We start from the raw sequence: 21,611 nt of genomic DNA, 5'->3' as shown, positions 1-21,611 counted from the left end.
TACGTCAGTACGTACGTCAGTACATACGTCAGTGCGCGTGGCCGTGGCCGTGGCCCGCGGCGGCCGGCTCTTCCTCTTCCTTCTTCTCGACGACCAGGGTCTCGGTCGTCAGGAGGAGGGAGGCGATGGAGGCGGCGTTCTCCAGGGCGGAGCGGGTGACCTTGACCGGGTCGATGACACCGGCCTTGATCAGGTCGCCGTACTCGCCGGTGGCGGCGTTGTAGCCGCTGCCCTTCTCCAGCTCGGCCACCTTGGAGACGATGACGTAACCCTCGAGGCCGGCGTTCTCGGCGATCCAGCGCAGCGGCTCGACGGCGGCCTTGCGGACCACGGAGACACCCGTGGCCTCGTCGCCGGTCTTGCCGAGGTTGCCCTCGAGCACCTTCACGGCGTGGACGAGCGCGGAGCCACCACCGGAGACGATGCCCTCCTCGACCGCGGCGCGGGTCGCGGAGATGGCGTCCTCCAGACGGTGCTTCTTCTCCTTCAGCTCCACCTCGGTGGCGGCGCCGACCTTGATCACGCACACGCCGCCGGCCAGCTTCGCGAGGCGCTCCTGGAGCTTCTCGCGGTCCCAGTCGGAGTCGGTGTTCTCGATCTCGGCCTTGATCTGGGCGATGCGGCCCTCCACCTCCTCCTTCTTGCCGGCGCCGTCGACGATCGTGGTGTCGTCCTTGGTGACGGTGACGCGGCGGGCGGAGCCGAGGACGTCCGGGCCGACCTGGTCGAGCTTGAGGCCGACCTCCTCGGAGATGACGGTGGCACCGGTGAGGACGGCCATGTCCTGCAGCATCGCCTTGCGGCGGTCGCCGAAGCCGGGGGCCTTGACGGCGGTGGCGTTGAAGGTGCCGCGGATCTTGTTGACGACCAGGGTCGACAGGGCCTCGCCCTCGACGTCCTCGGCGATGATCAGCAGCGGCTTCGAGGAGTTCGCCTGGATGATCTTCTCGAGGAGCGGGAGCAGGTCCGTGATCGCGGAGATCTTGCCCTGGTGGATCAGGATGTACGGGTCGTCGAGGACGGCCTCCATACGCTCCTGGTCCGTCACGAAGTACGGCGACAGGTAGCCCTTGTCGAAGGCCATGCCCTCGGTGAAGTCCAGCTCCAGACCGAAGGTGTTGGACTCCTCGACGGTGATGACACCGTCCTTGCCGACCTTGTCCATCGCCTCGGCGATGAGCTCGCCGACCTGCTGGTCCTGCGCGGACAGCGCGGCCACGGCGGCGATGTCGGACTTCTCGTCGATCGGGCGGGCCGAGGCGTGCAGGTCCTCGGAGACGGCCTTGACCGCGGCGTCGATGCCCTTCTTCAGGGCGGCCGGAGAGGCACCGGCGGCGACGTTCTTCAGGCCCTCGCGTACCAGCGCCTGGGCGAGCACGGTGGCGGTGGTGGTGCCGTCACCCGCGATGTCGTTGGTCTTGGTCGCCACCTCCTTCACCAGCTGGGCACCGAGGTTCTCGTACGGGTCCTCGATCTCGACCTCGCGGGCGATGGTGACGCCGTCGTTGGTGATGGTCGGGGCGCCGAACTTCTTGTCGATGACGACGTTGCGGCCCTTGGGGCCGATCGTCACCTTGACCGTGTCGGCAAGCTTGTTGACGCCGCGCTCGAGGGCGCGACGGGCGTCCTCGTCGAACTTCAGGATCTTCGCCATGGCAGCGGGAGCCCTCTCGGAAATCTGGGTGAAAAAGACGCTGCGCCCCGGGCGCCCGGCTTCTTATCGGTCGCGGGGGCCAGGGGCGCAGCTCAAAGCAGGAGTGCTTCGAAGTGAATTACTTCTCGATGATCGCGAGCACGTCGCGGGCCGAGAGAACGAGGTACTCCTCGTTGTTGTACTTCACCTCGGTGCCGCCGTACTTGCTGTAGAGCACGACGTCGCCGACCTTGACGTCGAGCGGAAGGCGGTTGCCGTCCTCGAAGCGGCCCGGGCCCACGGCCAGGACGACGCCCTCCTGGGGCTTCTCCTTGGCAGTGTCCGGAATGACCAGGCCCGAGGCCGTGGTCTGCTCGGCGTCCAGCGGCTGGACCACGATGCGGTCCTCGAGCGGCTTGATGGCAACCTTGGAGCTGGCGGTCGTCACGATCCGACCTCCCCCTTCGGAGATCTCACGGGGTTAACTGTCTGAGGTGGCGACCAGGTCGATCCGTCGTCGCGGGTGCCGGACCTGCCCGTCGCTGTGTTGGCACTCTCCAGGGAGGAGTGCCAGACCCGAGACTATGACCGTCGTTAGCACTCGGTCAAGCGGAGTGCCAATTGCCTGCGGCGCGTCGGCGGTGGCTTCGTTCCGATGCACGTCCACGCAAGGCGCCGTGCGGCATGGCGGACCCCGGACGGACTGTTGATGCGAACCCACTTCCGTAGCACCGTACATACATGCGTTCTCGTCCCGACTCCGCCGACGCCGTCACCGGTGGCCTGCTGCTCCTGCTCGTGCTGGTGGCGGACGTGACGGCCGGGATGCTGGTCGTCATCGTGCTGGCCGTGCGCGGGCTGAGCAGGATGGACGTGCCCGGCGGCGACACGTCCGGACCGCCGCTCGTCGACTGGGTTCCGCTGTTCTGCTACTGCGGTTTCGCGCTGGCGGCCGGGGTGGCCGGGGTCCTGCTGGTGCGGGGCGGCAACCGGTTCACCGGGGCCGTGCAGCTGGCGCTCGCCCTCGTCGTGGCGGGCGCCGCGCTGGGGGCGTGGCGCGACGCGCAGGCCCATTCCCACTTCCCCTCCACTCCCCCGTCCGACCGGCTGGTCAACGCCTCGCACGTGTCAGGGGGGTCCCGGGTGCCCCAGGCGTCAGAGGTGACGCAGGTGTCAGAGGTGACGCACGTGTCACAAGTGGCACAGGTGGCGCGAGCGGCACATGCAGCGCATGCGGCGCAGGTGTCAGAGGTAGTCCTGCAGCCGGCCCACCGTCAGGTCCGCCTCCTGGACGCGGCGCAGCAGCCGCACGGTGCGTTCACACAGGGTCGGGCCGTCCAGGTCGTCGTCGTCCGAGGCGACCAGGAGGATGTCGCCGGGACGTAGGGCGTGGCGGCCGTGGGCGAAGTGCAGGTCGGTGTCCTGCATCGAGGCGCGCCACAGGACGACCGCCGAGACCCCGCAGTCGGCGGCGGCGCGCAGCGTGGTGCGGTCGTACGAGCCGTAGGGCGGCCGGAAGAGGCGGGCGCGGACGCCGAAGCGGGCGCGGAGCTTGTCCCGCTGACCGCAGATCTCGGCGCGCTGGCCGGCGTAGGGCAGGCCGCGCAGCGCGGGGTGGTCCAGGGTGTGGTTCTGCAGGTCGGCGCCGACCGACCGCAGACGCGCGAAGTGCCCGTACCCCGGTCCGACGACACTGTCCGTGAGGAACATACTGACCGGAAGCCGCAGGTCACGGACCATGTCGACGAACCGCGGATCCTTCTGGGCCCCGTCGTCGTAGGTGAGGAAGACGACCTTGTCGGCGGTCCGGACGTGGTCCACGACCGGGGGCAGGCCCGGTTCCGGGGCGCCGGAGGGAAGCCCGAGCGGACGGACCGACGGCCGCCCCGGCGGCGCGGGCAGCGGCGCCGTGAGGCCCCAGCGCCGGTACGGCTGCACGGCGGCCGGGTTCGCCGGCCGCACCCGCTGCGCCGCCTTCCGGCCCAGTCGCTCGATCGGGTCCACCGACTGTGCGCAGCCGGTGAGGAGCGCGGCCGCGAGCAGGCCCGCGGCCGTGCGTCGCAGCCGCGGCCTCACAGGTAGTCCTCCAGCCGGGCCACGGCGTACCCCTCGGCCGTGACCTTGTTCAGGAACCGGCGCATGTCGTCGACCATCGTGCCGTTCCAGTCGTCGCGGCCCCGGAAGTGCGTGAGGACGATGTCGCCGCGGCGCATCCGCTGGTCGTCCTCGCGGTACTCCCAGTGGTCGACGTAGACCTCCTCGTTCCAGATCGGCGCGTACTGGATGCCGCAGGACTTGGCGGCGCGCAGGGTGTCCTGGTTGTAGTTGCCGTAGGGCGGGCGGAAGACCTTCGGGCGCTTGCCGAACTGCTTCTGCATGATGTCCTGCATGTCGCAGATCTCGTGCCTCTGCTCCTCGTAGGACAGACCGGGCAGGTAGGGGTGGTGCAGGGTGTGGTTGTTGAGGGTGATTCCGGAGGCCTGCATCTTCCGGAAGTAGCCGTAGTCGTCCTTGATCAGGTAGTTGCTGAGGAAGGCCGTGTACGGGATCTTCAGGTCGCTCATCATGCGCAGGAACGCGGGGTCCTTCTCCGAGCCGTCGTCGATGGTGAGGAAGACGATCTTCTCCTTGGTGGGGATCGTGGTGAAGACCGGGGGCAGGTTCCAGTCCTCCTGGTGACCCACCTCGAAGCCCTCGCGGGCAGTGATCATCGGCTTGGTTGCGGGCGGCGGCGGGGGCGTCAGCGGAACCTGCTCGAGCCCCCAGCGCCTGGCGGCGGCCGCCCGGGCCTGGTACGAGCCCGTCAGCCGGTTGGCATAGGAGTCGAGGGCGCGGGCCGGGGGTGCCTGGAGGCGCTGCTGGCCCTGGGCCGGGCGGACCGGCGCGGCGGGCTGCGCGCAGGCGGAGGCGAGGGCGGCGACGGCGAGCCCGGCGAGTGCGGCGCGGACACCGGGCTTCCGGAGTCCGCGCTGTCCCCGGACTCCCTGCTTCATCCGATACGCGACCTTTTTGTCATTTTGTACTACTACTCTCATGGCGCCGGATCCTCGCAGGCCGCCGCCGGGAACCCGCGACGACACCGCGGCCGGAAGCACACCATCCACCGACCGGCCCAATGAGCCGGTGCACCACCGGCCGACCGACAATGAACCGGTGACCGAACCGCTCCACGCCTTCGCCTCGCTGCTCACCCCCGAGGGCCGCGCCCTCCTGGACGAGGTGCGCGACACCGGCCCCGCCGGCGAACTCGCCGTCGCCACCCGGCTGCGCCGTGAACACCCCGCCGAACTGGTGTCGGCGGCGCTCGGCCAGGCCCGGCTGCGGCAGCGGGCGGCGGCGAAGGTCGGGGACGAGGACGCGCGGCGGATGTTCTTCACGCCGAACGGGGTCGAGCAGTCCACGCGGGCGACCGTGGCGGCGTACCGGGCGCGGCGGCTGCGCGAACTCGGCGTGTCCTGTCTGGCCGACCTGTGCTGCGGGATCGGCGGCGACGCGATCGCCCTGGCCCGCGCCGGGATCCGCGTCCTCGCCGTGGACCGGGACCCGCTGACGGCGGCCGTGGCACGGGCGAACGCCGAGGCCCTGGGGCTCGCCGGCCTGATCGAGGTACGGGAGGCGGACGTCATGGACGTCGACACCGCCTCCTACGACGCCGTGTTCGTGGACCCGGCACGCCGGGGCGTCAGACAGGGAGGGGCCGCGCAAAGCGCGTCGGTGCGGGGCGGTGGCCGGACGACGGGCGGGCGGATCTTCGACCCCGAGGCGTACTCGCCCCCGCTGTCCTGGGCCGTCGGCGCGGCCCTCGCCGCACCGCACGCCGCCCTGAAGATCGCGCCGGGCGTCCCGCACGAGGCGATCCCGCCGCAGGCCGAGGCCGAGTGGATCTCCGACGGCGGGGACGTGAAGGAGGCGGTGCTGTGGTTCGGCACCGAACCGGGGCTGGTGCGGGCGACCCTGCTTCCCGGCCCCCACACCCTGCGCGGCCGCGGCCTGGCCGATCCCCGGGTCCGCCCGCCGGGCCGCTACCTCTACGAGCCCGACGGCGCCGTCATCCGCGCCCACCTGGTCGCCGAGGTCGCCGCCGGCCTCGACGGCGGCGGACTGATCGACGAGACCATCGCCTACGTCACCGCGGACGAACTGTGCCCCACCCCGTACGCCACCGCCTACGAGATCACCGACCGGCTCCCCTTCAACGTCAAGAAGCTCAAGGCGCTGCTGCGCGAACGGCAGGTCGGCATCCTCACGGTCAAGAAGAGAGGCTCGGCGGTCGAGCCGGAGGAACTGCGCCGCAAGGTCCTGCCCAAGCCGCACGGGACCGGCTCCACGACGGTCTTCCTCACCCGGGTCGCCGGGGCCCCGACGATGCTGCTGGGAAACCCCGCCTAGTGCCGTGGCCGGAAAGGACTGCAGGAAGGCTCGCGGCGTCCGGTGCGGTGCATCGCAGGGCGGAGCATCGCCCGCGTACTGCGGATGTACTCGGGTGATGCGACAACGCGGCGAGGTGCCGTGCCGGGCGTCGCGAGCCGGTGAACCTTTCCGGCCACAGCACCAGCCTGCCCCCGCTACGACACCTCCGAGGCGCGCCGCAGCAGCAACTGCCGTTCCCGTTCGTTGCGGGTGAGGGACGCGGCGCGTTCGAGCTCCGCGCGGGCCTCCGCCGTACGGCCGAGGCGGGCCAGCAGGTCGGCGCGCACGCTGGGCAGCAGGTGGTAGTCGCGCAGGGCGGGTTCGGCGGCGAGGGCGTCGACGAGTTCCAGGGCGGGCCCCGGCCCCTCGGCCATCGACACGGCCACCGCGCGGTTGAGCTCGACGACCGGGGAGGGGGCGCGGGCCGCGAGCAGGCCGTAGAGGGTGGCGATGACGGGCCAGTCGGTCTCCTCGTAGGTGTACGCGTGCGCGTGGCAGGCGGCGATGGCGGCCTGGAGGGCGTACGGCCCCGGGGCGCCGCCGGTGGCGTCGGCGCGGGCGAGGGCGGTGACGCCGCGGGCGATGAGCATGCGGTTCCAGCGGCGGCGGTTCTGGTCCCTCAGGAGGACCGGCGTGCCGTCCGGACCGGTGCGTGCGGCGGCGCGGGACGCCTGGAACTCCAGCAGGGCGGTCAGTCCGTGCACCTCCGGTTCCTTCGGCATCAGGCCGGTCAGCAGGCGGGCCAGCCGCAGCGCGTCCTCGCACAGGGCGGGGCGCAGCCAGTCGTCGCCGGCCGTGGCGGCGTAACCCTCGTTGAAGATCAGGTAGATGACGTCCAGGACCGAGCCGAGGCGGGCCTCGCGGTCGGGGCCGCAGGGCACTTCGAAGGCGACGTTCCGCGTCGCCAGCGTCCGTTTGGCGCGCACGATGCGCTGGGCGACCGTCGCCTCGGGGACGAGGAACGCGCGGGCGATCTCGGCCGTGGTCAGGCCGCCGAGCAGCCGCAGGGTGAGTGCCGTGCGGGCCTCGGGGGACAGCACGGGGTGGCAGGTGGTGAAGACCAGGCGGAGCAGGTCGTCGTCGATGTCGTCCGGGGCGGGAGGCTCCGCGTACGGGGCCGCGGCCGCCGTGGTCTCAAGGTCGCGGCCGATCTCCGCGAGCTTGCGGGCGTAGTTCTCCCGGCGGCGGACCAGGTCGACGGCGCGCCGCCGGGCGGTGGTCATGAGCCAGGCGCCGGGGTTGTCCGGCACCCCGTCCCCGGGCCACTGCTCCAGCGCCGCGACCAGCGCGTCCTGAGTGAGCTCCTCCGCGATGCCGACGTCCCGCACGATCCGGGCGACGGCGGCGACGACCCGGGGCGACTCGAGCCGGAAGACGGTCTCCAGGGCCCCGGTCATCCGGGCGGGCGGCTGGGTGGGCTGCTGTTCCACAGCCCACCATGCAACACCTCCGGCGGCCGCCGGCCAAGCGGGGCTCAGCCCTCGGCGATCTCCCGCACCTCGCAGGTCACCGTCCAGTGCTCCTCGTGGGTCTTCACGAACCGCTTGGTCCACTCCAGGGCCTCGTCCATGTCCTTGCACTGCATCAGTGCATAGCCGCCGATGACCTCCTTGGACTCGGTGAAGGGCCCGTCCGTCACGGTGAGGTTCCCGCCCGCCCAGTGGACCCGCTTGCCCTGGCTCTGCGGGGTCAGCCCCGCGGTGTCCAGCATGACCCCCGCCTTGGTGATCTCCTCGATCAGCTCGCCCATCCGCTGCATCAGCTCGGGGCTGGGGCCCTCCGGCGGCGCGGTGGTCTCGTCGACGTGCACGATCGTCAGGTAACGCGGCATGGTGACTCCCAAAGGGCCGGCCGGCGGGGCCTCTCCCCGCCGCTCACCACTGCGTCGAGCGGCGGACACCGGAATCGACACGCTCGCCGGAATTCCCCGGAGATTTTTTCCGGGGGGTTGTTCTCGCAGGGTCACCTCGTCGACGCCCGCAGCCTGCTCGCCGCCGGCCCGTTCGCGGTCCCGCATCGGCCCCGCCCGGCGAGTCCGGGTCGGCACTCCCCCCTGGAAACTTCCATATTCAACGACCTTCGGGTGCGTTCGGACACGCGTCCTCGGAAGTCCCGAAGGCGCCGAAGGCGCGAGAGTCACGGCGCCGGCGGCGCCGTGCTGCTGCGCACCACCAGACTCCTCGCCGGCTCCATCCGGGCCGTGGCCCGCCGCCCGGCCGAGCAGTCGGCGGTGCTCCTGTCGGACCCCGGCGGCGTGCTCCCCCTGTCCCCCGGCGCCCGGATCGCGGTGGTCGGCCCGAGGGCGGCGGACGCCCTGGCGATGCTCGGCTGCTACTCCTTCCCCTCCCACGTGGGCACCCAGCACCCGGACGTCCCGGCGGGCATCGAGATCCCGACCCTGCTGGAGGCCCTGCGCGTGGAACTCCCCGACGCGAAGGTGACGTTCGCCGAGGGCTGCGGCGTACTGGACCCGGACACCTCGGGCTTGGAGGAGGCGGTGGCGCGCGCGTCGGAGGCGGACACGCGCGTGGCCGTACTGGGCCGACCGGTCGGGCCTGTTCGGGCGCGGCACGGACGTCCGCCACACGGCCCGGCCGACGCTGACGGGGCCGGTGCGCGAACCGGGCGCGGATCGGCGGCTGCGGTGCGAGACGGAGGTGGCGTGGGAGGGGTGAGTGGGCGAGCGGAGCGCCGCTCGATCCGGACGGCAGGTGCGCTGCAGGGGCGGCCGCGGCCGGCCGCCCCTGCGACGCGCGCCCTCCGGGTCAGGCGCCCATCCGCTCGGTCAGGCCCAGTTGGGCCATGATGCCCCCGGTGTCCAGATAGGCGCGGGCCTCCGTGACCTTGCCGTCGTGAACCTCGTAGATGTCGCACGCGTGCACCGTGACCTCCCGGCCGGTCGCGGGGACCGTGCCCGCGTGCAGGATCAGGTCGCCGGTCTGGGTTCCGTTGCCCGTGTACTCGATGACCACCGTGTCGCCCTGGGCCGTGAGGTGGTCCAGGTGGAACTTGCCGTCGGGCATGGCGTCGAACAGGGCCTTGGCGAGCTTGGTGAACCCCTGCGGGCCCTTGAGGGTCCGTCCGCTGCCCTCCTCCACGAGGGTGCAGTCGGGAGCGACCGCCCCCGCGATGGCGTCGTAGTCGCGGTTGTTCCACGCCTCGAAAAGGTGACGTACGAACTGTTCGTTGTCTGCCATGAGAGCCTCCACTCCGCCGTGAGGCGTCCCCTCCGCCACCGCCCCGAGTCGTCGTCCTCCACTTCCATGCTGGGACCGCCGGACAGAGCGTGCATCCTGGCGGCCGGCCGGGCAGGGGGCCGTGGGATGCGCGCCTGAGCACGAGAGGTTCCTGCGCCGGGGCCGCCGGAGTGCGAGCACCGCAAAACACCCCGCCCGCCACCGGATGACCGGTGGCGGGCGGGGTGAAGTGGAGCGCCGGGCAGGCCTTGCACCTGCATCTCCCCGCAGGAAGCGGGACGTCTTTCCTTGGACCACCAACGCACCGCGTTCGGGCCGGTGTTCCGGCCGTTCGCGTGTGATGATCATAGCGCACCCGGCCCGGTACGCGCCACTCAGTGACCCGCGCCCGTCTACGCGCCCGTCTCCTCGCCCGCCTCCGGGCCCATCGACTCGAACCGCCACCGATGCACCGACCGTGTCATCAACTCCCCCACCGGCTCGGGCAGTTCAGGGAGTTCGGCGTCGTGGTCCGCGTCCCACCAGGTGATGACCAGGACCCGGTCCTGCGGGGCGCGGAAGCTCTCGCGGCGCAAGGGCTGGGCAGGAAGGGTCTGCCTCCGCACCCAGGCGAGCAGTTCGTCGCCCCGGCCCTCGGCCGCGCGGGCCTCCCACATCAGGGCGACCGTCATGAGTAGAGGTTCTCCTTGCTGACCTCGTGCACGTGATCATGATCGTGCACGTGGGTGTGGGCCTGGCCGCGGGCGCGGGTGTGGCCTTGGGGGTGGGCCTGGTCGTCGCCCGGTACGTGCGGGTCCGTCACCGGCAGCGACGAGTCCGCCGACAGGTCCCAGCTCGAGGCCGCGCGGTTGCGGCTCACCATCTCCGCGCCCAGGGCCGCCACCATCGCGCCGTTGTCCGTGCAGAGCTTGGGGCGCGGGACGCGCAGGCGGATGCCGGCCGCCTCGCAGCGCTCCTGGGCCAGGGCGCGCAGGCGGGAGTTGGCGGCCACCCCGCCGCCGATCATCAGGTGGTCGACGCCCTCGTCCTTGCAGGCCCGTACGGCCTTGCGGGTCAGCACGTCCACCACGGCCTCCTGGAAGGAGGCGGCCACGTCACGGACCGGGACCTCCTCCCCGGCCGCCCGCCTGGCCTCGATCCAGCGGGCCACCGCCGTCTTCAGGCCGGAGAAGGAGAAGTCGTACGCCGGGTCGCGCGGGCCGGTCAGACCGCGCGGGAAGGCGATCGCCTCCGGGTCGCCCTCGCGTGCGTACCGGTCGATGACCGGCCCGCCCGGGAAGCCCAGGTCCAACACGCGCGCGATCTTGTCGAACGCCTCGCCCGCCGCGTCGTCGATCGTCGCGCCCATGGGGCGTACGTCGGCGGTGATGTCCGTGGACAGCAGGAGCGAGGAGTGCCCGCCCGACACCAGCAGCGCCATCGTCGGTTCCGGCAGCGGGCCGTGTTCCAGCTGGTCCACGCAGATGTGCGAGGCGAGGTGGTTGACGCCGTAGAGCGGCTTGCCCAGGGCGTAGGCGTACGCCTTCGCCGCCGAGACGCCGACCAGCAGGGCGCCGGCCAGACCGGGGCCGGCCGTGACCGCGATGCCGTCCAGGTCCCTCGCGCGGACCCCCGCCTCCTTCAGCGCGCGGTCGATGGTCGGCACCATCGCCTCCAGGTGGGCCCTTGACGCCACCTCGGGGACGACGCCGCCGAAGCGGGCGTGCTCGTCGACGCTGGAGGCGACCGCGTCGGCCAGCAGCGTGGTGCCCCGCACGATGCCGACGCCGGTCTCGTCGCAGGACGTCTCGATGCCGAGGACGAGCGGCTCGTCCCGGGTGTCAGCCATGGGTCTCGGTTCCTTCTACGCCGTTGACTGAGGTTACGGAGGTTGCTGGATCGGTCAGGCGCATCACCAGGGCGTCCACGTTCCCCGGCTGGTAGTAGCCGCGTCTGAAACCGATGGGTTCAAAGCCGAAGCGCTCGTAGAGCTTCTGCGCGCGGACGTTGTCCACCCGGCACTCGAGCAGCACCTCGGTGCACTCGAAGGCGGTCGCGGCCCGCAGCAGTTCGGCCAGCAGCCGGGAGCCCAGCCCGGTGCCCCACTGGTCGCGGGCGACGGCGATGGTCTGGACGTCGCCCTGGTCACCGGTGACGACCAGCCCGGCGTACCCCACGACCCGCCCGTTCTCCTCGGCGACCACGTACCGCCGGGTGGCCTCCGGGCCCCGGGAGTGCGCCAGCTCGGACCAGAACATGCCCCGGGACCAGGTGTCCTCGGGGAACAGGTCCTTCTCCAGCACCAGCACCGGGTCGATGTCCCACCAGCGCATCTCACGCAGTACGTGACCCGCGGACCCGGTCGTCGTCTGTCCCGTCGCTCGTCGCGTCACTTGGGGGTGACCACCTTGTAGTTCTTGGGCACCTGGGCGTCCGGCCGGCGCAGGTAGAGCGGCCGGGGCGCGGGCAGTTCCTCGCCGGCGGCCAGCTTCTCGGCGGCGAGCGAGGCGAGGGCGGCGGCCGAGACGTGCTCGGGCTCGTGCGTCCTGGGGAAGGTGCCGGGGTACAGCAGCGCGCCCGCGCCGACCGCGGGCAGGTCGCCGACCTGGTCGGCGATGTCGGCGGGCCGGTTCACGGCCGGGTCGGTGACCCGGGTGCGGGAGTCGGCGTACCGCGCCCAGTAGACCTCCTTGCGGCGGGCGTCGGTCGCCACGACGAAGGGGCCGGGGAGATCGGCCGCGTAGGCGAGGCCGTCGAGCGTGCACACGCCGTGCACCGGGACACCGAGGGCGAGCCCGAAGGTGTCGGCGGTCATCAGGCCGACGCGCAGTCCGGTGTACGGGCCGGGGCCGATGCCGACGACGATGCCCGTGACGGCGTCCAGCCCGAGCCCGGCCTCGGCGAGGACCCGGTCGACGGCCGGCAGCAGCAGCTCTCCGTGCCGGCGTGCGTCCACCTGGCTCGACGAGGCGATGACGGCCGTGCCGTCGTGCAGGGCGACGGTGACGGCGGGGGTGGCGGTATCCAGAGCGAGCAAGAGCACGCAAACAGCCTACGGCTCCCGCGGCACGGACACGGCCGCCCGGGTACGCCCGCCCCTGACTGCTACGGTCGCCGCAAGGCAGCTCGTACGACGTGATACGGCGGTGGACGGTGACAAGGAGCAGCTCGGGATTCGTGGCCGGGCTCACCGCGGCTGCCGTCGCCGTGGTCGGCTTCCTCGCCTACCGGGCCCAGGCGAGCGTCCCGCAGAGCCTGAGCGGCCAGCCCGGCGCGAGTGCGACGCCGGCGGCGAGCGCCACCAAGGCGCCCCGCGACAAGCTGCACCCCGCCGCCCTGCCCGGGGGCTCCGGTACCGGCGAGCGGGTCGTGTACTCGGTGGACGACGACCGGGTGTGGCTGGTCGGCGCGGGCAACCGGGTCGAGAACACCTTCAAGGTCGCTCCCGGCAGCGTCGACCCCGCTCCGGGCACCTACGTGGTCACCTCGCGGTCGAAGGCGATCACCGGAACCGACGGTGTGCCCGTCGAGCACGTCGTGCGCTTCGCCGACGTGAACGGGGTGGTCATCGGCTTCAGCGCGGCCGTGGACGGCGCCACGCCGGACGTCGACACGACGGCGGGCGTGAAGACCGGCGGCATCCGCGAGTCGCAGGCGGACGGCGAGACGATGTGGATGTTCGCGACGATCGGGCAGAAGGTCGTCGTCATCCGATAGGGCTATGCGGCTTCGCGGCGGTCTTCATCCGAACGGGCGGACGGGCGGGGCGCCGGGCGGGCAGCCGCCGGCTCCGGGGCGCGCGGCGGCCGTGAGATCGCGTCCGCCGCGGCGCAGGAGGCCAGCAGCTCACGCATGGACAGGCCCCCGACCACGTACGGCCGTGGCGGTGGCCGCCGCGGCGGCTGGTTGTCGGTGGCCGGCATGGACGCCTCCTGGCGTTCGGTGGCGGCGTAGTTAGGCACGCCTAACTACGGGCTGGACACCATGTGACCACGCCTGGAGGCCCGGCGCAAGAACATGCCGACACCCTGTCGGAACCGCCGGTGGGCCTCAGGCGGTGAGAACCCCCAGGTCCACGGCCGCCCACCGCTCCCCGATCCCCGTCACCGTGACGTGCCGCACCTCGTCCGTGGTGTCGCCGACCGCCCGGTGGATCAGGACCTGCAGCCGCTCGTCGGTCAGCTCCTCGACCTTGCCCTCGCCCCACTCCACGACGATCACCGACTCCGGCAGCGAGACGTCGAGGTCGAGGTCCTCCATCTCGTCCAGGCCGCCGGACAGGCGGTAGGCGTCGACGTGGACGAGCGGCGGACCGCCGCCGAGGGAAGGGTGCACACGGGCGATCACGAAGGTCGGGGAGGTGACGGCGCCGCGCACGCCGAGGCTCTCGCCGAGTCCGCGGGTCAGCGTGGTCTTGCCCGCGCCGAGCTCACCGCTGAGCATCACGAGGTCGCCCGCGCGCAGCAGCTTGGCCAGACGGCGGCCCAGCTCCCTCATCTGCTCGGGGGAGTTGACGGTGATCTGAGCTGCGACACCGTGGGGCGCCCCGGCGTGCGTTGCTGCGGTTTCTTCCATCGTCACTCACTTGCAGTAGTGCTTGTCACGCCCCGCGAGGGGCCGGTCCGGCTGGACCGCAGCCGAAGGCTGGAAGCCACCTCCGTCAGGAGGAGGCGGAGTCGCAGCCACCCACGGTAGTCGTGGTTGGCACCGCTCCTGCGCGAGCGAGCAGGTCGGCGAGCCGGTCGGTGACGACCTCCGGGTGCTCCAGCATCACCAGGTGCCCCGCGTCCGGGACCAGCACCAGCTCGGCGTCGGGGAGCAGATCGGCGATGGCCTCGCTGTGCTCGCTGGGCGTGACCAGGTCCTGGACCCCGGCCAGGACGAGCACCGGCATGTCCTTGAAGAGGGCGAGCGCCTCGGTCTTGTCGTGGTCGGTGAAGGCCGGGTAGAACTCGGCGACCACGTCGATCGGGGTGCCCTCGATCATCCGCTCGGCGAACCGGGCGACCGCCGGGTCGATGTCCCGCCCGGCGAACGAGTACCGCTTGATGATCCCGGCGAACAGGTCGGCCGTGGCCCGCCGCCCCTTCTCCACCAGTTCGGCGCGCTGCCCGAGCGCCTTCAGCACGCCGGGCAGTACCCGGCGCACCGCGTTGACGCCGGCCACCGGCAGCCCGAAGTTGACCTCGCCCAGCCGGCCCGAGGACGTACCGACGAAGGCGGTGGCGACCACCCGCTCGCGGATCAGCTCGGGATACTGGGCGGCCAGGGCCATGACCGTCATGCCGCCCATGGAGTGGCCGACCAGCACGAGCGGCCCCTCCGGGGCGGCGTCTTCTATGACGGCCCGCAGATCGCGGCCCAGCTGGTCTATGGTCAGCGGCACGTCGTCCCTGGTCTGCGCCACGCCCCGCCCGGAGCGGCCGTGGCTGCGCTGGTCCCAGTGCACGGTCCGTACGACGCCGCGCAGTGCCGCGCGCTGGAAGTGCCAGGAGTCCTGGCTGAGGCAGTAGCCGTGGCTGAAGACGACGGTGACGGGGGCGGGGGCCTTGCGGCCGAAGAGACGGCGGCGGCGTGGGCCGAGGGCCGCCGCGGTGTCGGGCTCGACGTCGTCGACCTCGTAGTACAGCTCGGTGCCGTCGTCGGCCCGGGCCTTGCCGGGGGTCCCGCGCAGCGCCCCGTACGGGCCCGCCGAGTCCAGGGCGAGCCGGGCCTTCCTGCGCATCCCGCGGCCGACGGTCATCCGCTCGATGGCGACACCGGCGGCGGCGCCCGCCGCCACCACGCCTATCGCGGCGCCCGCGATGCCGGTCGCCCTGCGCCAGCCACCGGCCGCCCCCACCGCGGAGGCGACGGCCGCCTTGGCGGCGCTCGCGATGGCCTCCGCACTGCTCTCGCTCACGTACCGCTCCTCTTTGCCCTGTCCGCCTGCGGGTTGGCCATGCCGTCCCTGCTGTCGGTTCCGTCCGGTCCCGGCCGGCCCCGGTCGTCCTCATCGGTTCCGGTCGTCCATGGGTTCCGGCCGCCTATGGGTTCGGGCCGCCCTGCTCGTCCCGCTCCTCGTTCACATAGACGCGGGGAACGCGCGTTCCGATCCGCGTGACGATCTCGTAACCGATGGTGCCCGCGGCCTGCGCCCAGTCCTCGGCGGTGGGCTCGCCGTGGTCACCGGGGCCGAAGAGGACGGCCCGTGAGCCGACCTCGGGCTCGTCGCCCCCCAGGTCGACCACGAACTGGTCCATGGCGACCCGGCCCGCGACCGTACGCCACTTGCCGCCGACCAGGACCGGACCGGCTCCCGAGGCGTGGCGCGGGATGCCGTCCGCATAGCCGACGGGGACCAGGCCGAGGGTGGTCTCGCCCGCGGTGACGTAGTGATGGCCGTAGCTGACGCCGTGGCCGCCCGGTACGTGCTTCACCAGGGCGAGGGATGCAGACAGGGTCATCACCGGGCGCAGTCCGAAGTCGGCCGGGGTGCCGAGTTCGGGGCTGGGCGAGACGCCGTAGAGGGCGATGCCGGTGCGGACGAGGTCGAAGTGGGTCTCGGGGAGGGTGAGCGTGGCGGGCGAGTTGGCGATGTGCCGCACCTCGGGGCGGACGCCCTGCCGCTCGGCGTGTCCGACCATCTCGCGGAAGCGGTCGAGCTGGGCGGCGATGGAGGGGTGTCCGGGCTCGTCGGCGCAGGCGAAGTGCGACCACAGTCCGGTGACGCGGACGAGCCCCTCGGCCTCGGCACGCAGCGCCCCGGCGACGAGTTCGGGCCAGTCGACGGGCTGGCAGCCGTTGCGGCCGAGGCCGGTGTCGGCCTTCAGCTGCACGCGCGCGGGACGCCCGGCGCTCCGCGCGGCCGCGCGTACCTCCGCCAGGGCCCACATCCCGCTCACGGACACGTCGAGGTCGGCCTCGACCGCCTCGCGCCAGGGCCCGCCGGGCGTCCACAGCCAGCACATGATCCTGACCCGCTCGGGCGGCAGCCCGGCCGCGCGCAGGGCGAGCGCCTCCTCGGGGGTGGCGGTGCCGAGCCAGGTCGCCCCGGCGTCGACGGCCGCGCGGGCGCACGGGACCGCGCCGTGACCGTAGGCGTCGGACTTGACCACGGCCATGAGGGCAGCGCCGGGCGCCCGGTCGCGCAGGGCCCGCACGTTGGCCCGCAGGGCGGCCAGATCGATCTCGGCGCGGGCGCGCAGCGGTGCCGTCCGCGGGTGTGCTGTCTCAGTCATCGCGCCCCCAGTGTCTCAGAGGGGCCGGACACCCCCGCGGCACCGGTCGCGCGAGCTCGCTCACTTCCCCGCCGCTTCCCCGCCGCTTCCCCGCACACGCGCGCGGCCGGCCGCCCGGTCCGTGCGTTCGGTCCCGGACGACCGGCCCCGCCGTCCGCTCGGTCCTGGACGACCGGCCCCGCCGTCCGCTCAGTCCTGGACGACCGGCCCCGCCGTCCGCTCAGTCCCGCACGTCCCGCCAGGCCTGCGGGAGGGTCTCCGCGATGTCGTGCGCGCCGAGCGGTGCGCCGTCGGCGGCGAAGCGGCCTGCCAGCCCGTGCAGATAGGCGGCCACGCTGCCCGCGTCGCGGGCGGACAGACCGGCCGCCAGCAGCGAGCCCGCCAGGCCGGACAGCACGTCACCGCTGCCGGCCGTGGCGAGCCACGGCGTCCCGGTCGGGTTGACCCGTACGGGCCCGCCGTCCGGGTCGGCGACGAGCGTGGTCGAGCCCTTGAGGAGGACGGTCGCCCCGTAGCGGGCGGCGAGTTCACGGACGGCGGACAGGCGGGCCGCCTCGACCTCCTCCCGCGCCACGCCGAGCAGGGCCGCGGCCTCGCCGGCGTGCGGGGTCATCAGGGTCGGGGCGCTACGGGCGCGTACGGCGTCGCGGTCGGCCAGGCGCAGTCCGTCCGCGTCGATCAGTACGGGTACGTCCGTGTCCACCACCTCGGCGACGGCGGTGGCGTCCTCCCCCGCGCCCGGCCCCACCACCCATGCCTGCACGCGGCCCGCCCTGCGCGGCCCCCGGTCGGAGACGAGGGTCTCGGGGAAACGGGTGACGACCGCCTGCCCGGCCGGGCCGACGTAGCGCACCGCGCCCGCCCCGCCGCGCAGCGCGCCCGAGACGGCGAGCACGGCCGCGCCCGGGTAGCGGGCCGAGCCCGCAGCGATGCCGACGACGCCCCGGCGGTACTTGTCGCTCTCGGCGGCGGGCAGCGGCAGCAGGCGGGCCACGTCGGCGTGCTGCAGTGCCTCCAGTTCGGGCTCGGCGGGCAGTTCCGGGCCCAGGCCGATGTCGACGAGGCGGACCGTGCCGGCGTACTCGCGGGCCGGGTCGATGAGCAGCCCCGGCTTGTGGGTGCCGAAGGTGACGGTCAGGTCGGCGTGGACGGCGGCCCCGCGCACCTCGCCGGTGTCCGCCTCCACTCCGCTCGGCAGGTCCACGGCGACGACGGCCGCCCCGGCGCGCGCGGCACGCTCGGCCAGCGGGGCGGCGCCGGGACGCAGCCCGCCCTTGCCGCCGATGCCGACGATGCCGTCGACGACCAGATCGGCCCGGTCGATCAGCCCCTCGGCCGCACCGGGCCGCGCGACGCTGCCGCCCGCCCGCCGCAGGGCTGCCAGGCCTGCGGGGTGGGTGTGCTCCGGCGCGAGCAGCACCGCGGCCACCCCGGCGCCGCGGCGGGCCAGCCGGGCCCCGGCGTACAGGGTGTCGCCCCCGTTGTCCCCGCTGCCGACCAGGAGCACCACCCGGCGGCCGTAGACCCGCCCGAGCAAGTCCGCGCAGGCGGCGGCGAGTCCGGCGGCGGCACGCTGCATGAGGGCGCCGTCGGGGAGCCGCGCCATGAGCGCGCGTTCGGCTGTCCTGACCGTCTCTACGCTGTACGCGGTACGCATGCGGTCGAGTCTGCCCCGGATCCGTCCGGTGCCGCACCCGCACATGGCCCGTGCTCCTCCCCTTCCACGTCCTGGAGGGCGGACCCGGCTCCGGCGAGTGCCGAGGGAGGACGGCGCCGGGAGCCGCAAACGCCGAGGGAGGACAGCACCGGGGGCGGACAGCGCCGACGGAAGCCCTCACCCCTCCGCGATCACCACCGCCGACGCGACCCCCGCGTCATGGCTCAGGGAGATGTGCCAGGTGCGGACGCCGAGTTCGGCCGCCCGGGCCGCGACGGTGCCCTGGACCCTCAGCCGTGGCCGGCCGGAGTCCTCGACGTACACCTCCGCGTCCGTCCAGTGCAGCCCGACCGGTGCGCCGAGGGCCTTGGCGACCGCCTCCTTGGCGGCGAAGCGGGCGGCGAGCGAGGCGATGCCCCGGCGTTCCCCGCTGGGCAGCAGCAACTCGCTCTCCACAAAGAGCCGTCGCGCCAGCGTGGGCGTCCGCTCCAGCGACGCCGCGAAGCGGTCGATCTCGGCCACATCGATTCCGACCCCGATGATGCTCATGCCGAGCAGCCTACGCAGGTCGCGGTTGCGGGCCGGGACGTCGGGCGCCGGGGTGGAGGCGCTGGTTCCTTGCGCGGCCGGCGCCCGACGTCCTGCTCCTGCCCGGCGAAGCAGGAGTTACGCCGGTTTTCACACCCTCTGCGCGATGTGCGCCCCCGGGGACATCGCGTCGTGCGCATACGGCGAGGGACCCCGGCCGGAGCCGGGGTCCCTCGCCGTATGAAGCGGCCGTATGAAGCGACTGTCTACCAGCGGTACCAACGGCCCCGCCGGCCGCCGCCGCCGGCCGGGCGTACGACGAAGCCCAGCAGCCACACGACGAGCACGATGACGGCGATCCACCACAGCGCCTTCAGCGCGAAGCCCGCGCCGAAGAGGATCAGAGCCAGAAGCAGAACCAGAAGCAAGGGAACCATGTCTATCAACCTCCAGTGAGCCGAATGCCCCCTCATCGAGCGAACAAGCGCCGGAAATTCGTGGTTTCTTCGTCGAACCCGGGGGAATACGGAATGGCTCACCCGCACCCGGGCGGCACCAGGAAGTGGGATCAAGGCGTTTGACGGCCTGCGCGGCGGAAATGCGGACGTCACGAAATTCCACAACCACGAGGGGATGGGAAGAAAATGGCCGGCAACGAGAAGGCGCAGGCGAAGGCCGAGCAGCTCAAGGGCAAGACCGAGAAGGCCGCGGGACGCGCCATGGGCAACGAGCGCATGCAGGCCGAGGGCCGTATGAAGGAATCCCGCGGCGACGCCCGCGAAGCCCTGGAAAAGACCAAGGACGTTTTCCGGGACTGACCCACGGGACCCGGAAGTCCCAGCGGCACCCCCTGCCCCCGGACCGATCCGGCCCGGGGGCACCGCCGTGCCGGGATCGCGCCAACATCCCCACCCGCCCCCACCCGCCCTCACCCGCCCCTCCGCCGCCCCTCTGTCACAGCGGACTGCTAGCCTGCGGCGACTTGATCACTTCACACACCGTCAGCGCGCCCCGGGGGGCCGGCCGGCGCGCCGGTGTCTCTGCACGGGCCAGGGGGCGGGGACATGAGCAGCGGCACGGCCGGCGGCGGCAACGGCGGATCCGGTACTTCGCCGGGGCCGACCTTCGATCCGTACCGGACGTTGCCCGAACTCGGGCCGCTGCGCACGGCGGCCCGCGCCGGTGACTGGCGGGCGGTGCGGGCGTACCTCGTGGCGCTGGACTCGGTCGAGAAGCTCTTGGCGCCCTCTATGGCAAGTGCCGAGGCGTTCTGCCGCCGTACGCATCGACGATGCTCACAGGGCCCACCTGCGGCGACACCACCGACTTCCCACGCCTTGACGCCACTACGGACGGGCCCAGGGCGCGCCACCAGCGCACCACGGAGCCAGATCACTCCAGTTCGGTCAGGGCCGGATTGCGTTGAGCCCAGGCAGCCCATTCACGCGTGGGGGTGACACCCACATGACCTTCGACGGACCCATCGTCACTTTTCGCTAAGCCGCGGCCAGTTCGCACCACACGACCTTCCCGCGGTTGCCCTCCCTGGACAGCGGCTGCCAGCCCCACAGGTCGGCACAGGCACGCACCAGCGCCAGACCCCGCCCCTCCTCCAGGTCCACCACCTCCACCAGGGGCACCGGCGGCTCCGGCGGCGCGGGGTCCGCGTCCCACGCCCCGATCCGCAGCACCCCGGCCGCCCAGCGCACCCGCAGGGCGGCCGGCCCCTTCGTGTGCCATACCGCGTTGGAGACCAGCTCGGCCGCGAGGAGTTCGGCGACGTCCACGCGGCCGACCAAGCCGTGCACGGTGAGGATCAGGCGGAGGGTACGGCGACTCACGGTGACGGCCCGGGGGTCGTTGGGGATGTAGAGGCAGTACTCCCAGGGATCGCGGGCTGTTTCGGGCATGGGTGAGCTCCGTTCGAGGGGTGAGGGTTGTGATCTACGGCGGCGTGACGGGCGGTGGCATTGCCGCAGCCGCCGTGGCAGGACGGAGCGGTGCGCTTCCTGTACGTATGCGCCTGATGACTGACAGTAGGTCATAAATTTCAGTCGCCACAAGCGAGTCGCGTAATCTGGCCCTCGAAAGAGTCGCTTCACCAGAGCTGTTGAAGAGAGAAGGACGTCGTGCCGGCAAGACGGCAACCCACAGCACGTCAGGTGCGCTTGGGCGCAGAGCTCCGGAAGCTGCGTGAGGCTGCAGGGCTCAAGGCAACTGAGGCGGCAAGCCTGCTCGGCACGAACTCTGTCCAGATGAGCCAGATCGAGTCCGGAATCTCAGGCGTGAGCGAGCAGCGGCTGCGTCGACTCGCCGCCAATTACGCCTGTTCCGACGGGGGGTTGGTCGACGCCTTGGTGGCCATGGCCACCGACCGAACGCGGGGTTGGTGGGAGGAGTACCGACATGTTCTCCCCGCCGCCTATCTGGACCTTGCCGAGTTGGACCACCACGCGACGTTCCGTCACGACGTGGCCGTCATCCACGTGCCCGGGCTCTTTCAGACGGATCACTACGCCCGAGCCCTCTTCGCCTACATGAATCCGGAGTTCCCGGAGGACGAGGTGGAGCTGAGGGTGGGACACAGGATGAGGCGGAAGGTGGTCATCGAGGGCCCGGATCCGATGCCATACGAGACTGTGATCCACGAGGCGGCGCTGCGCATCAAGGTGGCAGGACGCAACGCTACCCGGACCCAGCTGGCACGCATCCTTGAGATGTCCGAGGCCGACCACGTCACCGTGCGGGTCATCCCGTTCGCGCTGGACGACTTCGCGGGTGCCGGAAGCACCATGGTGCACCTCGGCGGGACGGTCCCCCTCTTGGACACCGTGGTGCGGGACGCTCCGCACGGTACGGCGTTCGTCGACTCCGAGGCCCAACTGGAGCACTTTCGGAAGCTTTTCCGTAGGGTGAAAGCGGAATCGCTTCCCCCGAAGCAGTCGCGTGATCTCATCCATGACCTAGCCAAGGAACTGTGAGGAACA

22 protein-coding genes, 1 tRNA gene and 1 pseudogene are annotated in these 21,611 nt (G+C 72.3%); 5 read left to right on the top strand and 19 right to left on the bottom strand.

Annotation, left to right across the window (positions count from 1 at the left end; all coding sequences use genetic code 11):
* Positions 1 to 28: 28 nt before the first annotated feature.
* The 4 genes from groL to ACH4UM_RS01360 all read right to left on the bottom strand — a co-directional run bounded on the left by groL (position 29) and on the right by ACH4UM_RS01360 (position 4,626).
* Entirely contained in the window at positions 29 to 1,654 is a 1,626-nt protein-coding gene (gene groL, locus ACH4UM_RS01375) for a chaperonin GroEL (RefSeq protein ID WP_398172292.1), read from the bottom strand.
* Between the two features lie 118 nt (positions 1,655 to 1,772).
* On the bottom strand, positions 1,773 to 2,081 hold the full coding sequence (gene groES / locus ACH4UM_RS01370) for a co-chaperone GroES (RefSeq protein WP_009190181.1): 309 nt from the start codon (positions 2,079 to 2,081) through the stop codon (positions 1,773 to 1,775).
* A 797-nt stretch (positions 2,082 to 2,878) separates the two neighbouring features.
* Positions 2,879 to 3,709 carry a polysaccharide deacetylase family protein gene (locus tag ACH4UM_RS01365; protein WP_398172290.1) on the bottom strand — a complete coding sequence of 277 codons (831 nt, stop codon included), beginning with the start codon at positions 3,707 to 3,709 and terminating at the stop codon, positions 2,879 to 2,881.
* Positions 3,706 to 4,626, bottom strand: a complete 921-nt coding sequence (locus tag ACH4UM_RS01360; RefSeq protein WP_398172288.1) for a polysaccharide deacetylase family protein — start codon at positions 4,624 to 4,626, stop codon at positions 3,706 to 3,708. The genes ACH4UM_RS01365 and ACH4UM_RS01360 overlap by 4 nt, the downstream gene beginning before the upstream one ends.
* A 160-nt stretch (positions 4,627 to 4,786) precedes the next feature.
* Between ACH4UM_RS01360 and ACH4UM_RS01355 the strand changes: the two genes are divergently transcribed.
* Positions 4,787 to 6,022 carry a methyltransferase domain-containing protein gene (locus ACH4UM_RS01355; protein WP_398172286.1) on the top strand — a complete coding sequence of 412 codons (1,236 nt, stop codon included), beginning with the start codon at positions 4,787 to 4,789 and terminating at the stop codon, positions 6,020 to 6,022.
* A 176-nt stretch (positions 6,023 to 6,198) separates the two neighbouring features.
* Here ACH4UM_RS01355 and ACH4UM_RS01350 read toward each other — a convergent pair whose 3' ends face one another.
* Together ACH4UM_RS01350 and ACH4UM_RS01345 are read right to left on the bottom strand one after the other, a co-directional pair.
* A complete protein-coding gene (locus ACH4UM_RS01350) occupies positions 6,199 to 7,440 on the bottom strand; it encodes an RNA polymerase sigma factor (RefSeq protein WP_398173544.1) in 1,242 nt (413 codons plus the stop codon).
* Positions 7,441 to 7,517: 77 nt separating this feature from the next.
* A complete protein-coding gene (locus ACH4UM_RS01345; protein ID WP_398172284.1) occupies positions 7,518 to 7,874 on the bottom strand; it encodes a YciI family protein in 357 nt (118 codons plus the stop codon).
* A 363-nt stretch (positions 7,875 to 8,237) separates the two neighbouring features.
* Between ACH4UM_RS01345 and ACH4UM_RS01340 the strand changes: the two are divergent.
* Positions 8,238 to 8,616: pseudogene (locus ACH4UM_RS01340) on the top strand (glycoside hydrolase family 3 C-terminal domain-containing protein); the annotation flags it as partial.
* Positions 8,617 to 8,808: 192 nt separating this feature from the next.
* Here the strand turns inward: ACH4UM_RS01340 and ACH4UM_RS01335 are convergent.
* From ACH4UM_RS01335 to tsaB, 6 genes are all read right to left on the bottom strand, one after another.
* Positions 8,809 to 9,240, bottom strand: coding sequence for an ester cyclase (locus ACH4UM_RS01335; RefSeq protein WP_398172282.1), 432 nt, complete (start codon positions 9,238 to 9,240; stop codon positions 8,809 to 8,811).
* 230 nt (positions 9,241 to 9,470) lie between these two features.
* Positions 9,471 to 9,543: transfer RNA gene (locus tag ACH4UM_RS01330), tRNA-Arg, on the bottom strand.
* An 89-nt stretch (positions 9,544 to 9,632) separates the two neighbouring features.
* A complete protein-coding gene (locus ACH4UM_RS01325; RefSeq protein ID WP_398172280.1) occupies positions 9,633 to 9,911 on the bottom strand; it encodes a hypothetical protein in 279 nt (92 codons plus the stop codon).
* Complete coding sequence (gene tsaD / locus ACH4UM_RS01320; protein WP_398172278.1) at positions 9,908 to 11,068, bottom strand: tRNA (adenosine(37)-N6)-threonylcarbamoyltransferase complex transferase subunit TsaD; 1,161 nt, start codon at positions 11,066 to 11,068, stop codon at positions 9,908 to 9,910. The genes ACH4UM_RS01325 and tsaD overlap by 4 nt, the downstream gene beginning before the upstream one ends.
* Positions 11,061 to 11,552 carry a ribosomal protein S18-alanine N-acetyltransferase gene (gene rimI / locus ACH4UM_RS01315; RefSeq protein WP_398173542.1) on the bottom strand — a complete coding sequence of 164 codons (492 nt, stop codon included), beginning with the start codon at positions 11,550 to 11,552 and terminating at the stop codon, positions 11,061 to 11,063. The genes tsaD and rimI overlap by 8 nt, the downstream gene beginning before the upstream one ends.
* Before the next feature lie 56 nt (positions 11,553 to 11,608).
* Positions 11,609 to 12,262 (bottom strand): tRNA (adenosine(37)-N6)-threonylcarbamoyltransferase complex dimerization subunit type 1 TsaB, encoded by a 654-nt coding sequence (gene tsaB, locus ACH4UM_RS01310; protein ID WP_398172276.1) that lies wholly within the window; start codon positions 12,260 to 12,262, stop codon positions 11,609 to 11,611.
* Between the two features lie 134 nt (positions 12,263 to 12,396).
* On the opposite strand from tsaB, the gene ACH4UM_RS01305 reads away from it, so the two are divergent.
* Positions 12,397 to 12,936, top strand: coding sequence for a hypothetical protein (locus tag ACH4UM_RS01305; RefSeq protein ID WP_398172274.1), 540 nt, complete (start codon positions 12,397 to 12,399; stop codon positions 12,934 to 12,936).
* Positions 12,937 to 13,269: 333 nt separating this feature from the next.
* Here the strand turns inward: ACH4UM_RS01305 and tsaE are convergent, their stop codons facing one another.
* From tsaE to ACH4UM_RS01275, 6 genes are all read right to left on the bottom strand, one after another.
* Complete coding sequence (tsaE, locus tag ACH4UM_RS01300; RefSeq protein ID WP_398172272.1) at positions 13,270 to 13,794, bottom strand: tRNA (adenosine(37)-N6)-threonylcarbamoyltransferase complex ATPase subunit type 1 TsaE; 525 nt, start codon at positions 13,792 to 13,794, stop codon at positions 13,270 to 13,272.
* Positions 13,795 to 13,879: 85 nt separating this feature from the next.
* Positions 13,880 to 15,121, bottom strand: coding sequence for an alpha/beta fold hydrolase (locus tag ACH4UM_RS01295; RefSeq protein ID WP_398172270.1), 1,242 nt, complete (start codon positions 15,119 to 15,121; stop codon positions 13,880 to 13,882).
* A 124-nt stretch (positions 15,122 to 15,245) separates the two neighbouring features.
* Complete coding sequence (alr, locus tag ACH4UM_RS01290; RefSeq protein ID WP_398172268.1) at positions 15,246 to 16,439, bottom strand: alanine racemase; 1,194 nt, start codon at positions 16,437 to 16,439, stop codon at positions 15,246 to 15,248.
* A 220-nt stretch (positions 16,440 to 16,659) separates the two neighbouring features.
* A complete protein-coding gene (locus ACH4UM_RS01285) occupies positions 16,660 to 18,096 on the bottom strand; it encodes an NAD(P)H-hydrate dehydratase (protein ID WP_398172266.1) in 1,437 nt (478 codons plus the stop codon).
* A 177-nt stretch (positions 18,097 to 18,273) separates the two neighbouring features.
* Positions 18,274 to 18,645, bottom strand: coding sequence for a holo-ACP synthase (locus ACH4UM_RS01280; RefSeq protein ID WP_398172264.1), 372 nt, complete (start codon positions 18,643 to 18,645; stop codon positions 18,274 to 18,276).
* 245 nt (positions 18,646 to 18,890) lie between these two features.
* Positions 18,891 to 19,061 (bottom strand): hydrophobic protein, encoded by a 171-nt coding sequence (locus ACH4UM_RS01275; RefSeq protein ID WP_398172262.1) that lies wholly within the window; start codon positions 19,059 to 19,061, stop codon positions 18,891 to 18,893.
* 207 nt (positions 19,062 to 19,268) lie between these two features.
* On the opposite strand from ACH4UM_RS01275, the gene ACH4UM_RS01270 reads away from it, so the two are divergent.
* On the top strand, positions 19,269 to 19,442 hold the full coding sequence (locus ACH4UM_RS01270; RefSeq protein WP_398172260.1) for a CsbD family protein: 174 nt from the start codon (positions 19,269 to 19,271) through the stop codon (positions 19,440 to 19,442).
* Positions 19,443 to 20,120: 678 nt separating this feature from the next.
* On the opposite strand, the gene ACH4UM_RS01265 is transcribed toward ACH4UM_RS01270, so the two are convergent.
* Positions 20,121 to 20,534 (bottom strand): ATP-binding protein, encoded by a 414-nt coding sequence (locus ACH4UM_RS01265; RefSeq protein WP_398172258.1) that lies wholly within the window; start codon positions 20,532 to 20,534, stop codon positions 20,121 to 20,123.
* 219 nt (positions 20,535 to 20,753) lie between these two features.
* Here ACH4UM_RS01265 and ACH4UM_RS01260 point away from each other — a divergent pair, with 219 nt between their 5' ends.
* Positions 20,754 to 21,605, top strand: coding sequence for a helix-turn-helix domain-containing protein (locus tag ACH4UM_RS01260; RefSeq protein WP_398172256.1), 852 nt, complete (start codon positions 20,754 to 20,756; stop codon positions 21,603 to 21,605).
* The last annotated feature ends 6 nt before the right edge of the window (positions 21,606 to 21,611 follow it).

Source organism: Streptomyces sp. NPDC020801 (genome assembly GCF_044334385.1).
Taxonomy (GTDB): domain Bacteria; phylum Actinomycetota; class Actinomycetes; order Streptomycetales; family Streptomycetaceae; genus Streptomyces.
This window is presented reverse-complemented; position numbering and strand designations above follow the sequence as displayed.